Below are 13,929 nucleotides of genomic sequence, written 5' to 3' on the forward strand. Positions count from 1 at the left end.
TGGTTGCACATCTCAATAAACTGGAAAAAACGGTCGATAGCTTTGAGCTATCGACGTTTTGTTAGGTTGACGTTTCCAGTTCCAAAATAATGAAAATTGATCCTGCCGTTGTTGTCCATTCTAGACACACAGCAGTTTCTATTTGGTCGTGGATACCGATTGACCAACCCGAGTAATCTAAGACTGTCTCCCCTATTAGCTCAATCAGAAAAGCTTGATAGCGTTGCTCAAACTCCTGATAGTCATAGCTAAATCCGAGCAACGTGCCATCATCGTCATGACGCGCATTGTGCTCATTCCAAGCATTCGGTAGTGGAAAACTGCACTCAACACGCGAGCAGAGTTTCTCTTCCAATACCTGCTTAGTCAGAGGACACTCAACCCCGAGAGTATCAATCTCAACAAAATAGGCTTGATACATAATTTTCTCCTAGTTTGCTCTTTCAAGCGGTTGGTGCGAATTACACACAGGACAGCGATGCTCTAAAGCACCACTCTCTTGCTCTACCTTCATCAATAGATTGTCACATTCGCTGCAGTAGGCTTGGCCGACTAGCTGCTGACACATATATTGATATCGAGGGTGTACGCACAGCTGTTTTAGTTCATCGATGCTGCTTACCAGATGGACGTGTTTATGCACGCTTACTGATTGATAAATCTCGAACAGCTCTGATTCTAATGCGTCAGGACCAAACAAGGTTTTTCCCGTTTCATCAACGAAGCAATCAAGCAAATACACTCGGTCGTAGACCAAGCGATGCAGTTTGCGGTTAGTCGGGATCGGTATCAGTTCTCCGTAAAACGGATTGGAGCTAAATGATGCTATAAATTTCATCGTCATCCTCCTTACCAAACCGAGTTTTCTTTAGCCCAATCGCTGGCTCGTTTCACTTCTGCGTTGTAACGCTCCAGAGTCTCACACGAGATTTCTGTTACGTCGCCTTCGCAATAGCTCACGACCATTCGCTTATTGGGTAACGCGATACTGCAGTTGATATCGCAACCGTGTATCCATGAGTGATCTTCTTTACCAATGCAGCGCATCCAAAAAGATTCGAAATCTAAAGCGGATGAGCGTTCTAACTTGTTACCAAGTACCGAACGTTCAAATGGGAAGAAGCCTCTTTTGATAAGAGACTCCAATAAAGCTTCAACCTTTCGGCCTCGCTTTACGTAAGCCTCATTTTGGTGTGGCTCGACCCATTTTGCGCCAGCTTCAACCCAAAACAAATGGCCGAAGATCTCTCCAACAATTGTTTCAGCTTGGGTTTTGTTCAAGTCTGCAAAATACTTAAACAACTCAAGTGCTGACTGCGGTTTGGTAATAAAGCTCTTTACTAGCTTGTTCATAAGTTTTCTCCTAAATAGCCCTTTCGAGCGTGATGTGATTGTTTCCGATACTGCACAATTGCAGCTCACTCAGCAGGTGGCTTCGGATGAGTGAGTTTATGCCTATGGCACAAATGACTAACTTTCTTATTAGCTCTCGGTATGAACGAATAAGAAAGTACCCTTCAAAGAAGAAAGGTACTTGTGCTAGCTGGACTAAGCCGCTTTTGATAAGCGAGCCAACGCATTATTCAAAAATGCTTCCATCACCGGGTGATCGCATGTTTTGAACCATTGTATGTATCGGCTCCACACGACCACATCAGTCGATTCAATGGAACATGAAATTAAGCCGCTCATTTTGACATTGCTATCTGAGAGAATGGCTTTAACTGTATTGATGATACCTTCTCGGTCACTAGGCAATGTTGGTTGCCGGTTCGCAAGCTCCGCGACTTTTTCGGCTGAGATGTCTTTCACTTTCAGCTGGCTATCTATGAGGTAGCATTCACAGTCTTCATGCGTACTATGATAAGTAGCATGTATTGGGTTGATACCCACAGCAACAGGAAACAGCATGGTTCCTGACGGTCGCGAGATAAAGATAAACTCACTGGTTTTCTCAGCGTATTTCTCCGCTATCTTTAGATCTCTTGAAAAATCGTACTCTCGGTAACTACAGTCACCGTAATTCGAATTTTCATACAACCAATCAATCGTGGCTTTAAGCTTGTTTACGTCCATTTTAGTTTTCTCCTATTAGAGCCCTTTCAGGCGTTACAATTTCTCCATCCAACACTTCTCCATCCAATGTAGTTGGAAAGGTCTTGTTCATTTTCTGGAGTATGACTTCTAGCTCAACTCGACAACGCATAATGCCTGTTGATTGACCATCCAAATGCATACCCGTATCGGGTTTATTTTTGGCCTTTTGAGCTAGGCGTTTCTCTTCATCTTTCCACTCGACTAAAAGCAGTCGAAGTTGTGTTTCTAATGAATCCATCTTCATCTTCCCACCCTAATCAATTGAACAAAACCGTCAAATCATGTTTAGCTATGCGTTTAGCTTCTGACTCGACTCTATCCATGAAGACATAGACTAGCTTGCTCGCTGTTAACAGCAGTAATGACCAGTGGTTCCAGCCTTGACCGTTCATCAGTTCATTCGCAACAGATAAAACGAGCAATCCTTGAACAAACAGTAATCCGATATTGAAGTTCAATAAGTGCATATACAGGCGTTGTGCCGAACACCAGATAGTGATCATCAAATAGGTCATAAATCGACTACTGTAATAGTCCAGAAGTATGTTTCTCATTTTGTCTCCTAGTTAGCCCTTTCAGGCCTGGTTAGTATTGCCAAATCCGCACCATTGCGGTGTCACCAAAGGCTGTGACTTTCTTGCTACAAACGAGCAAAAAATCCTCAAAGCAAAACATGGCTTTGCTTTAAAGACTGTTGATTTGGAGAATAAGCTTAAGAAAAGTAAGCGAGTAGATGGTATGTGCGCGAGGAAATTGCACTATCAGATGTGGTAATAATAGCAGTGTTCAAATCAGAATGTTAGTTCGATTTCTCAGTTATACCTCAAATAAATGAATCTTCCCGGCAAATATAAGTTTTACTTCAAGAGCTCATTGCACTGGTATTAGTTGAACAATCTCTTTGTGTGGAGGTTGCTGTGACGTAGCTGTGGGTGAACAAAGATTAAAACTTTTCTGTTACGCATGACTGATTACCAGGTTCTGTGCTGATTGGAATCTAACAGAGGCGACAAAACAGAGGTGATGTTGCCAAACTCATTTCTGCCCCATTATCATTTTCGTTGATGAATAAGTCGATAGAAAACCTACCTCCAACAATGATATTCATTGCATATTTATTCACTTATCGAGTGGGTGAATTTTCACTTTCCGAAGTTAGGTTTCATGTGTTTAGATGCGCCCAAGGCTATTGATTTTTTGCTCAATAGCTTTATTTGGTCATTCTGTTAAAAGCTTCGCCCTGTAATCTCTATAACCCTTGAACCTATTGACTTCATGATATATACATCGACCTTATTGGCTAGATGATCATTAAAAAATATTAGTGTGACACTTATGCCAATTACATTTTTTGCCTAAATTTGCTCCTACACAATTTACAATGAATGTACTACCACTTTTTACTAATAATTTTTCAAATTACATTGATTGGATCTATTTGTGTGGTGGCTAGGGATAATTGCCGGTGTTGTGAGTGCCGTATCTTATCGGGTCGATTCCTTCGGAGTCGGTCTCTCGATAGTGGCGTTCACTTTAGTCTTTGTCGTTCATGTAAACTTAAAAACCTTTCGTTCTAAAAGCGCACTTTGGTTCCTATACGGCATAGCTTATTACACGACCAGTTTGTGGTGGGTGAATGGCTATTTGGCTCAGGAGTATGGGGATGCAAGTTGGGTTAGATGGGGGCTTTGGCCTTTATTAGTCGTTATTTTATCATCCAGTTTTCTTATTATTCCTTGGCTTGTAGCCACCCTGACGCCCTCTCGCACGCTCATTGCACTTCCCTTTATTTTGGTGTCTCTAGATATTTTGAGAGAACATACCGACTTTTCTTTTGCTTGGCTACATCCTGGACTGTTGTTACTCGATGTGGGCTTTTCTGGTTGGTTAAGTGCCGTTGGTGCATTTGGTGGGGGCTTAATGGTGTACCTTCTGAGCAGTTCCATTGCTTGGCTGATAGTCAATCAATCAGGCCGCCACAAAGCTCTTACGCTAGTCGCAGTGATATTAATGAGTTTCTTGTTGATAAATCAACTGCTCTTTTTGCCCCAACCTTCTGAACAAAATGAATCGAATGCGTCAGTTCGCCTTCTACATGGCAACTTCGCGGGTCCACATAAACTCTCTAAGAACGATGTCATTGAGCGTGTTCAGCGTTATGTCTCCCTATCTCTACAAGCCCCGAAGGCTGATATCGTTGTGTGGCCTGAATCCTCTATGTCCTTACCTTATGAAGAGATACAGCCATTCGTGAAGAACAGTTTAGACAAGCTGAAACAGAAGGGCGTTGTGGTGGTCTGGGGCGGGCAAGCGAGAAACGGTCAACATTTACAGAATGTGATATACCGAAGTGACCGTTCTTCACCCATTTATTTTAAACAACGATTAGTGCCTTTTGGCGAATATCGACCTGCTTGGTTCATCGACTGGATTGAGCGAGTGACGCTTTCTCGAGGCGGAGATATTCAGGTGCTCCCAAACTCGATCCAAGAGCATGAGTTTGGCTCACTTCGAGCGGTGTTGGCGGTGTGTTATGAAGCACTCTACTCCGATGTTTTTGCTTCCAAATTGCACGCTGGTAACGTTGCATTTTTATTAAGTGATGTTGAATGGACTCATACCCCTTGGGTGAAACAATTCTTATTGAAACTGAGTCAGGTCAGGGCAGCCGAAGTTGGCAAGTCGGTCATCTATGCCACTAATCAAGGACACACCAGCTTAGTTGGTCCTGATGGTGCCGTTCTTCGTCATGTGGAAAGCCAAGCTACGCAGGTTATGGATGTATCGGTGCCTTTGAATGAGCACCAAACGCTTTACACGCAGCACGGACATTTGTGGTTATTGTGGCTTTCGGGTGGCGCACTTCTGCTCACTCACCTTGCTAATCGAAGGCATCCCATTAAACCAAACTCTTTTACTCAGAAGCGCCTATTTAGAGCGCAATAACACGAACAATACAAGGATACGTTATGTTATACCGTTGGTTAACGATTGGAGGGCTTATCACCCTTTCGCTCGGAGTAGGCTTCATTGCTCTGAATTACGATAACGCAACTCAACCTCAACGCATCGGTTATGCGGCGCCCCCGGTAGATTCAGCACAGCGCTCTGAGCCTCACTCGGCTAGCGAGACTGAATATCAACACGTAGTGTCACAGCAGACATTTGAAACTCAAAGTGAACGCATTGAAGCTCAGATGTTGTCAGAGCTAGAGACGCTCAATCAAGACATTGCGAATGAAAAAGTGAGATTGGATAGAGAGACCGCGGAAGCGCTGTCAACAGAAGAGTCTCCGGAGTTGGTGATAGCAAGGGCCAATGCCATTTTGGCTGAGCTAGAAAGTGAAGGTATCGTCTTGAATTATAACCCGATGCTTTTAGCGCCAGACGCCGTTTCACCCGATATACAAGTCATTGAAGAGCAAGTGGTCAAAGTAGAAACGGACCTGATTGATGTCGAAAAAAGATTCAACAACCTTGGCAACAATAAGGAATCGTTATGATGAATATTATCAAAGCAGGCGCTTCTATACTTATGTTGGTTGGTGTTTCGTTGCCGACGGTTGCCGCTTCGGTTGGTGAACTCAGTGGTCGCGCGATGGTGTCTCAAGGGAAATCGGGGTATCAAGTCGATTTGCAATTGCCTAGTGGCGTCAACGACTTAGTGCCCGCGCTGTCGGTGCAATATCAGCAAGGCACCGCCAATGGTCCGTTAGGGCTTGGAATGAGCTTGAATGGGTTATCGAGTATAACGCGTTGTAGTCGTAACGAACAAGACGATGGCATTAACAGTGGGATACGATTTGATGATACCGATGTGTATTGTTTAGACGGTCAACGTCTCTTTTTAGTGTCTGGTCGTGAAGGCCAAGGGGGGAGCGAATATCGGACCAAAGGGGGATGGCAGACCAAGATTGTCGCAAACGGTCAATTATCTTCTGGGCCCGAAAGCTGGACGATTTATTCATCTGATGGTTACGTGACGCGTTATGGTTCAAGAGAGGATGCTCAATTGACCGTGGATGGCCATGGCCTCGAATGGTTCATCTCGAGACAAACCGACCGATTTGAAAATGGTATCGACTTTCGCTATCGCACTCACCAAGGTCAGCGCTACCTCGATAATATTCAATATGCCGACGTGCACCTAGCTTTTAACTATACCAGCCGCCCTGACGTGCTGACTGCCTATCGTTTTGGTCACAAACAGACACTGGGACAAAAGCTCGACAATATTCAAATTAATCGCGGCAGTCAGCGGCTTCGTCGTATTGAATTCTCATACGGTGAAGTCAATTCTCAAGGCATTAAATTCAGTCGAATGGAGAGTCTGCAAGTGTGTGGCTCTGGTGGCGCTTGCATGCCTGCGCACACTTTTGAATGGGAAAGTAACCCCTACAAAGAGGGAGAGCCTGAGCAAAAAACACTGTACCCTCTCGATGAATTTAAAGGGTTTGTTGCGGGTGATATCAACCGAGATGGTCGCAGTGATATGTGTTACCTTGAAGATGGGCTTTATTGTGGAATTAACCAAGGGCAAGGGAATTACGCCTCAGCGACTAAGTGGAGTAACGACTTTCAAGGCAGTGCTTGGGAAGAGGCTCAAAACCACGCATCGTTGAGTTTACTTGATATTAATGAAGACAGTTTTCAAGATTTGTGTGCTTTCAATGAAACCGGGTTTTTCTGCGCATTAAACAACCAAGGGCGAACGTTTGATTCAGGACGTTACTGGAGCCAAAACTACACCATTAATGATGCCGTAAGATTGCTGGATGCGAATAGCGATGGTTTGGCGGATGTGTGCCGAGTGGAATCCGATAAAGTGGTTTGCGCCAACAATACAGGGCAAGGACTGAGCGCCGATTATGTCTTAATGGACCAAGGTTACCCGTTAGAGAAAACGTATCAGTCAACTTCCTCTGGTTTTGGAATTCTTGACTTCGACCCCGTGAATCTGCCACAAAGCCAATTCATTGATATTAACCAAGATGGTTTTGCTGATTTATGTGGCGTGAAACTTGATGGCCATTTCTATTGCGCTTTGGGTCAAAAATCCGGCAGCAGTACACTCTCTTTTCAAGCAGCTCAACGCTGGGCAAGTCAATTGCCCGTTGGGTTAACAAACACCGTCTCACAATCACCGAATCATAATACCCACGAGCAAGACGTCAAGGTGGTTGAGCAATTGCAGCGCACCATGAACCTTGTCGATGTGACTGGTGACGGGTTAGCAGAGCTATGTTACCGACAAGGAAACGACTTTGTTTGCCATCAAAATACCGGGCAAGGCTTTGAGGCTGCGAAAACATGGTTAACGCTTGGCCAGGACCATTTTAAAATCGACACTGGCAATGAGAATAACGTGTCGCAGGTGGAAGCGTCCATCATGCTGTCTGACAGAAACAGCGATGGCTTGTCTGACTTGTGTTACATCGCTGGAGAGCGCGTGTATTGTGCTTATGGCGATGGAAAGCATTTTAATTCGCCGACTGTGTTAGCCACGTTAAACGCCGACCTGGATTTACTAAAAGATAAGATGTCGTTATCAGGGAACTTCATCAAAAAATTCTTTGGTATTAAAACTACGATTTACTCTATGGCTGTGAATAACGTTTACGGGCCGTTCAAAAAAGGCGTCGACGCCAATGGTGATGGATTACTCGGTGATTGTTATCGCTCTATCGATGGGTTGACATGCCTCTCTTATGAGTTTGAACCGCTGGCTTTGCTTAAATCGGTGACGTCAGGGTTAGGTGTGAAAAGTGAGTTTGAGTACGGATTAACAGGAAATGCCTCTGTGTTCCAAGGGGCGCAAGCGCCTACCGGGCTTATTGCGCTTGAACCAAATTTTAAAGTGGTCAAGGCACTTGAGCACAGTAATGGCATAGGAGGTATGAACCGCACTGAATACTTCTATAGAGGGTATCACGCTCATCCTGATAAGGGCCTGCTCGGGTTTGGGGAAATACAAACCCAAGATTTAGCGAGTCATACTCTTATATCGACCGTGACCGGGTACCGTAGTGATTGGACACCTTATGTTGAGCGCACGCAAACGCGAATCAATAACCAAAAGATTTCACAAAGCGAGTTTGATTATAGAGAGGTGGCGTCTCCTATCGCCGGACAGTCTTGGCCACAAATGATTGAAAGCCGTCAATCTGCTTGGGATACATCAGGAAACCTTTTGACCCACGCGGTTACGCAATATCAAGGTTACGATGCGCTTAATTTCCCCGATACCATCACTCAAACGGTCGACGATGGTAATGGTGAACGATTTGTTGAAAAAACGACCACGCGTTATCAACATGATACGCAACGCTGGTTAATCGGCAAACCTCTTGATGTCTCTGTGACCAAATCCAATGGTCATGACTCTCAAACAAGAAACACAGCCTTTTCTTATGATGCAAATACCGGGGCTTTGATTAAGCAAACCATCGAGCCTGGGCATGCACTCTCGTTAACGACGCAATTTGACTACAATGCCAGTGGTTTTCGCACCTTAGAGCGTACGACCGGCAGTGGTGAAACGCGTCAATCCACGACCCAGTACGATGCTTTAGGTCGAGTGACGAAGCATACCAACGCCCTTGGTCACTTTGTCACAACCACTTATAACAATTTGTGTGGATTGCCTGACACCGTCACCGACGCTAATGGGTTGACGACCCGGTTTGCGTATGACGATTATTGTCGAGAAATTAAGAAAACCCTGCCCGATGGTAACTGGGTTGAGCAAGTTTATGAATGGAGCGATGGTGCCGATGCCGGCCTAGACCAACACGGATTGACGCTGGGTGACCGCAGTGTCTTCATGGTGACCACGCAAACCTCCCAGGGCGGTTTATCAACCACATATTTCGATAAGTTGGGACGTGAAGTACGCACCAAGCAATTGAACGGTGATGGCAAAACCGTGATGGTTGATAAGGCATACGATGAAAAAGGCCAGCTTGTTGGGGAAACCGTGCCTTATTTTGAGGGGGCTTTTGCAGGGGATGCGACGTTCTGGTTACAAACCACTTATGACGCGCTAGGTCGACCTACAACTCAAACTCAACCAACAGAAGATGTTGGTGACCTGGTTGCGACCACTCGCTATCAAGGCTTAACCGCAACAACAACCGGTCCCGGTACCTTTGAGAAGGTTGAGCAAACTAATGGTTTGGGGCAAACGGTCCAAATCGTAGAAAATGGTCAATCAACCCTCCGTTATACCTATGATGCAGTCGGTAATCTCACCCAAACGGATGCCAATGGACTGGTAACGGAAATGAGTTATGACCAGTTCGGTAATAAAACCAAGATGATTGACCCCGCAATGGGCACTTGGACGTATTACTACAATGCGTGGGGAGAGCTGGCTCGGCAAGAGGATGCGAGAGGGATGGTCACCAGTTTCAGTTATGATGCACTCGGTCGTAAAATCAAAGAATATCTCTCAGATACTCACTCGCGTGGACGATATCAACCCAATGAATGGCAGTATGACCAATCGTTAAAAGGCGCTCTGGATGCCTCCAGCAGTCACCATAGCCAACGTCGTTATACCTACGATGAATTGGGACGCACTCAATCGATGACCTTATCCATTGATGGCTCAGAGTACACGACCTACTACGAGTACAATGAAGCAGGCCGTCTCAGTCGGGTGACTTTCCCGTCGGGGATGAACTTAGATAAAGATTACGATGTGAATGGCCTGCTTAAGCGAATGAGTATTCCTTATTCTGATATTTGGGATAGCCAATACATGCAAATTGAGGAAGCGTTAAAAGCCACCTCAGAGCGCATTGTTGAACTCGAGATGCAGGCTTATGAACTGGAGAAAAGTGCGCAATTTTATATCGAAGAGTCTGAGCGTTTACGTCAAGCGGCAGAGCAGTTGTTTGCTAAAAGTGATGATTACCAACGTACCGCCGACGAACTCCGTGCCAGCGCGAACTCGATATTTCGAAGTGCCAATATTAACGCTAACCGCGCCGTGAGTTATCGCAATAGTGCACAATATTACTGGCGAGCTTTTGGTAATCAAGTTTTCAGTAACTACAAGACACAAAATGGCTACGCGTATTACAAATATGACCAATGCACTAAAAAAGATTGGAAAGGGAACTGCAAAAGGAAAGAGTATTTTACGGCTAAAGTACCACTGTGGATGGTTCAGACGCGTCGTTGTACAGCATCGAAATGGGGTTCATACTGTTATAATGGCGCACAGGCCAGTATCAACTTAACGCAAGTGTATAATCAATGGGCCAACCACTATCAAGCGATTGCGAATCATCAGCGTGCTCAAGCAAACCAAAAGCAGAGTCAGGCTAAGCACTATCAAGCTGCCTCTGATAATGCAGAGCTTCGCGCGAAGGAATTGATTGCTCAAGCAGAGCACAATGCCGCGTTAGCCAGGCAGGAAACTGACTTACTGTCTGACTTAACCGATGAACTCGATGATTTGGTGGTTGCAGAGGCAGAGCTTCAAGAGATATTGGATCAGCGTCTAAACGACGATACCGCGGAAATTGTCTGGGTCGCGACCAGCCGTGATAACTTTGGGCGAATTGGTGGTGAGCTCTTTGGTAATGGGCTGCTGACAAGGCGTGATATTGACCGCTCTCGTGGAACGGTTCAACGCATTACGACAGGAATGGGCGCCAACTACCTACGAGACATTCATTATACTTACGATGAGCGTGGTAACGTTCTAAGCAAAATCAGCGCCGTTCGAAATCAACAAGAGCATTACCAGTACGATGATTTTGACCGCTTAACACAATGGTACTACAGCGACAATCGCACTGTTGCTCAGGTAAAGCGCGATTACCGTTACGATGTGTATGGGAACTTGACGTATAAAACCGGACAAGGCCAATTCAATGTTAAGAGTAACGGGCAATTGGTTGGCGATTACACGTATGATGCTAACGGCAATATGGTTACTGGTCGTGGAAGAACCATCGATTGGTACTCGTCTAACAAAGCCAAGCGTATTAAAGACAATGGCGTCATCACTCAGTATGCGTATGGCAGTGAGCGAGAGCGTGTGAAACAGGTGTCTGATGGGGTCACTACCTACTACATCAGCCCTGAGTACCAGCTTGAGGTGTCGACTAACGCGGATGGCAAGGCGGTGACAACGATGCGCCACCGATTTATGGCAGACAATCAAGCCGTCGCTGAGCATGTGAAAACGCTCATTGACAGTGAAAAGCAAATAGATCGAACCGCTTACTTCCACCGAGATGCGTTAGGGACGGCAGATTTAATCACCGACCCGAATGGGAAGGTGCAAATAGAGCGTGGTTATACGCCATTTGGTGAGCTACTCGCCTCTGCTGAGTTGCAAGCGACACCGATGTTTACCAACGCAGAAATGCGCGGCTTCACTGGGCATGAAAACGTCGGTAACAGCAGCGGTCTCATCAACATGAACGCTCGACTTTACGACCCAGTCATTGGTCGATTCTTGAGTGCGGATACATTTGTCCCAGACCCTAGTTTAAGTCAAAGTTATAATCGTTATTCTTATGTATTGAATAACCCAGTGAAGTACAACGACCCGACTGGCCACTTTTGGCAGATTGTCGTCGGGCTAGCCATGCTGATCACTTCACAAACGTTTGCAGATCCGGCAATACAGCAAATAGGTGCTATTGTGGGTACCGCTTTCATGGGATTTGGAGCGGCTGGTATTTTTGGAACCGAAACGGTAGGGGCAGTGATGGCCTCAGGGGCGAGTACCTCATTTACCACAAGTTACATCATGACAGGTGACTTTGGTGAAGCGGTGCAAGCTGGCGTGTTAGGAGGGCTATCTGCGGGTGTGACCTATGGGATTGCCCATGGTGAAGGGAGCGTATTCAATGCCGATACAGGAAGTTTAAAAGGGGCGCTACCTCTTGCTCATGGTGTGGCTCAAGGCGGCTTCCATGAGCTTCGAGGTGGCAGCTTCAAGCAAGGCTTTATCAGTGGTGTTATTGGTAAGCTTGGAGGCTCAGTGGTTCATGAGAATATGGACAACTCAATAGGCAAGATGGCAGGTATGGTTGCAGTTTCAGGCATTGCGGCCGCAGCAAGCGGAGCGAATAGCCGAGATGCGGTGATGCGCTCTGCTGTGAGTGTTATTACTATTTATCTTTATAATGAAATGGGCTGGGTAAATTACCGAGGACAGCGTATGTATGTGGATAAAGAAACATTTCAGAAAAATGCTGCAAATGCATATTTAGCGGAAGAAGCTGGACAGCCAATGTCTGATTATCTCGAAACTACAGCTGAAGAAACCGCTCAAATCGGTGCGGGTGTTCTTTCGAATATGGCTATTGGTGTCGGTGCCTTAAATCCCGCCACAGGAATGGTTATGGGTATTGGAGCGTGGTACCTAGACTCCAGTTGGAGTAACTTCATTGGCGTGATGATAGGACCTGCGGGTAAAGTCGGAGGAATCATTGACGATGCCTTATACTTTGGCTCGCCTGTTATTAAGCAGACGGTAGATAATGTAGGTACGGTGAACGATGCAGTGTCTGTAGGTTGTAATACGGTGGTGAAGTGTGACTGAACAAAATGAAAAATGGGATACCGCAGCGATATATTTCGTACTTTGGGGTGGAGTAGCAATTCTCATCGCAAAAGAAGATTATATCTTGGCGACCCTATCTGGTGGGGTGTATATAGCGTTGATAACACTTGCTTCAGGTCTAAAACCAATTCGAGAAAAGTACCCATTATTGGTACCGTATATTGCGGTATCATTTGGTTATCTTTTCGGGATTGTTTATTCATTTCAGTTATTTGATATAAATAATCTATGGCGTTTCTTGGCTACTTTCCCTTTAGCTTGCTTTGCTTACTGGTTTGCTACACGAAAAGTGCGACCTATCTTGAGGGAGAATAAAAATGGTTCATTTTAAGGAATTATACTGTGTACTGATGTTAACGTTACTTGTCGGTTGCGGTGGCGGAAGCAGCGGTAGCAGCTCTTCTTCTGCAAACTCAGAGGATAGTGTCACTCGTTACAGTAGTGATTACGCAGTTTCTGATCTACAAGCGTTCTTCAACTTATCAGCAACGAGTTCATCTGAGGCAGAGGTCACGGGGTATGTTCTTGGCAACGATGATTTATATGTGACTTTAGCCGATGGCGATGAATTAGTGGTTACGGTCGACAATGTACCTCAACCTTTGCTCTTATCAAAAGATGAGGTGGTGGAGGGAAGTGGTAGTTATGGCGGTGAGTATTACGCTGCAACGACTTCCGCTTTAGCAACTGAGTATAAAGTTAGCTTTGTTCGGGGTGGCGTTGAAATTTCTCAGTTAACGGCCAATGAACTTCCTCTCCCTTTTGACCCTATCGTGAGTTTGACAAATGAAGTTGTTGATGTGTCATTTTCGCCAGAGGCAGGTTACACATACTCATACTCAGGTGAACAACTAAGTTGCTCAAATGGTGTAGAGACCAACGTAAGAATCGTCGCACCAGATATTAACAATGGTGAGCATCTACTTAATTCAGGTTCTTATAATAAAACCCTGAATGAAATATTTGGTCAGACTCAAGCTCAACTAACTCAAGGTTTTGATAGCTGTATATTTGAGATGGATATTATAGCGAGCAAGGACTCGTTACCACCTCAAACCAATGGACAATTAACTCTTGATGTTGCTCAAAAGAGAAAGATAAAAATAGAGCTTTAATCTTGTTAAGAAAACCTGTCTAGTAATCAAGCGCCTTTCTCTTTGTTGAATGATTTAACAAAGAGAAAGCTGTCATTGTTTGAATAAATATTCATAGTAGGGTTGTATCTATTCCCGCACCAGTCT

General features: G+C 45.1%; 11 protein-coding genes. 4 read left to right on the top strand and 7 right to left on the bottom strand.

The window, feature by feature from the left end; genetic code table 11:
- Positions 1 to 61: 61 nt before the first annotated feature.
- From VTH8203_RS07515 to VTH8203_RS07540, 6 genes are all read right to left on the bottom strand, one after another.
- Positions 62 to 421 carry a hypothetical protein gene (locus VTH8203_RS07515; RefSeq protein WP_096993113.1) on the bottom strand — a complete coding sequence of 120 codons (360 nt, stop codon included), beginning with the start codon at positions 419 to 421 and terminating at the stop codon, positions 62 to 64.
- 9 nt (positions 422 to 430) lie between these two features.
- Positions 431 to 838: a hypothetical protein gene (locus VTH8203_RS07520; protein ID WP_096993114.1), complete on the bottom strand. Its 408-nt coding sequence runs from the start codon at positions 836 to 838 to the stop codon at positions 431 to 433.
- A gap of 11 nt (positions 839 to 849) precedes the next feature.
- The gene (locus VTH8203_RS07525) at positions 850 to 1,353 is read right to left on the bottom strand and encodes a hypothetical protein (protein WP_096993115.1); all 504 of its coding nucleotides are present in this window, start codon (positions 1,351 to 1,353) and stop codon (positions 850 to 852) included.
- A gap of 195 nt (positions 1,354 to 1,548) precedes the next feature.
- Entirely contained in the window at positions 1,549 to 2,076 is a 528-nt protein-coding gene (locus tag VTH8203_RS07530; protein ID WP_096993116.1) for a hypothetical protein, read from the bottom strand.
- Position 2,077: 1 nt separating this feature from the next.
- Positions 2,078 to 2,335, bottom strand: coding sequence for a hypothetical protein (locus VTH8203_RS07535; protein ID WP_158296079.1), 258 nt, complete (start codon positions 2,333 to 2,335; stop codon positions 2,078 to 2,080).
- A gap of 19 nt (positions 2,336 to 2,354) precedes the next feature.
- Complete coding sequence (locus VTH8203_RS07540; protein ID WP_096993118.1) at positions 2,355 to 2,651, bottom strand: hypothetical protein; 297 nt, start codon at positions 2,649 to 2,651, stop codon at positions 2,355 to 2,357.
- An 886-nt stretch (positions 2,652 to 3,537) separates the two neighbouring features.
- On the opposite strand from VTH8203_RS07540, the gene lnt reads away from it, so the two are divergent.
- The gene (lnt, locus tag VTH8203_RS07545; protein WP_158296080.1) at positions 3,538 to 5,043 is read left to right on the top strand and encodes an apolipoprotein N-acyltransferase; all 1,506 of its coding nucleotides are present in this window, start codon (positions 3,538 to 3,540) and stop codon (positions 5,041 to 5,043) included.
- Between the two features lie 415 nt (positions 5,044 to 5,458).
- Here the strand turns inward: lnt and VTH8203_RS25470 are convergent, their stop codons facing one another.
- Positions 5,459 to 5,707, bottom strand: a complete 249-nt coding sequence (locus VTH8203_RS25470; protein WP_370739210.1) for an RRXRR domain-containing protein — start codon at positions 5,705 to 5,707, stop codon at positions 5,459 to 5,461.
- Between VTH8203_RS25470 and VTH8203_RS07555 the strand changes: the two genes are divergently transcribed.
- The 3 genes from VTH8203_RS07555 to VTH8203_RS07565 are packed head-to-tail and all read left to right on the top strand — an operon-like array spanning position 5,597 to position 13,803.
- Complete coding sequence (locus VTH8203_RS07555) at positions 5,597 to 12,667, top strand: RHS repeat-associated core domain-containing protein (RefSeq protein WP_244181163.1); 7,071 nt, start codon at positions 5,597 to 5,599, stop codon at positions 12,665 to 12,667. The two genes, VTH8203_RS25470 and VTH8203_RS07555, sit on opposite strands and share 111 nt — an antisense overlap.
- A complete protein-coding gene (locus tag VTH8203_RS07560; RefSeq protein WP_096993121.1) occupies positions 12,660 to 13,019 on the top strand; it encodes a hypothetical protein in 360 nt (119 codons plus the stop codon). The genes VTH8203_RS07555 and VTH8203_RS07560 overlap by 8 nt, the downstream gene beginning before the upstream one ends.
- Positions 13,006 to 13,803: a hypothetical protein gene (locus tag VTH8203_RS07565; protein WP_096993122.1), complete on the top strand. Its 798-nt coding sequence runs from the start codon at positions 13,006 to 13,008 to the stop codon at positions 13,801 to 13,803. The genes VTH8203_RS07560 and VTH8203_RS07565 overlap by 14 nt, the downstream gene beginning before the upstream one ends.
- Positions 13,804 to 13,929 lie beyond the last annotated feature (126 nt).

The sequence above is a fragment of the Vibrio thalassae genome, assembly GCF_900089835.1.
Classification (GTDB): Bacteria; Pseudomonadota; Gammaproteobacteria; order Enterobacterales; family Vibrionaceae; genus Vibrio; species Vibrio thalassae.

What these genes read in the sequence shown, in the direction of transcription:
- VTH8203_RS07565 (WP_096993122.1), top strand. Translation starts at nt 13,006, where the DNA reads ATGGTTCATTTTAAGGAATTATACTGTGTACTGATGTTAACGTTACTT.
- VTH8203_RS07540 (WP_096993118.1), bottom strand. Translation starts at nt 2,651, where the DNA reads ATGAGAAACATACTTCTGGACTATTACAGTAGTCGATTTATGACCTAT.
- VTH8203_RS07535 (WP_158296079.1), bottom strand. Translation starts at nt 2,335, where the DNA reads ATGGATTCATTAGAAACACAACTTCGACTGCTTTTAGTCGAGTGGAAA.
- VTH8203_RS07530 (WP_096993116.1), bottom strand. Translation starts at nt 2,076, where the DNA reads ATGGACGTAAACAAGCTTAAAGCCACGATTGATTGGTTGTATGAAAAT.
- VTH8203_RS07520 (WP_096993114.1), bottom strand. Translation starts at nt 838, where the DNA reads ATGAAATTTATAGCATCATTTAGCTCCAATCCGTTTTACGGAGAACTG.
- VTH8203_RS07555 (WP_244181163.1), top strand. Translation starts at nt 5,597, where the DNA reads ATGATGAATATTATCAAAGCAGGCGCTTCTATACTTATGTTGGTTGGT.
- VTH8203_RS07515 (WP_096993113.1), bottom strand. Translation starts at nt 421, where the DNA reads ATGTATCAAGCCTATTTTGTTGAGATTGATACTCTCGGGGTTGAGTGT.
- VTH8203_RS07525 (WP_096993115.1), bottom strand. Translation starts at nt 1,353, where the DNA reads ATGAACAAGCTAGTAAAGAGCTTTATTACCAAACCGCAGTCAGCACTT.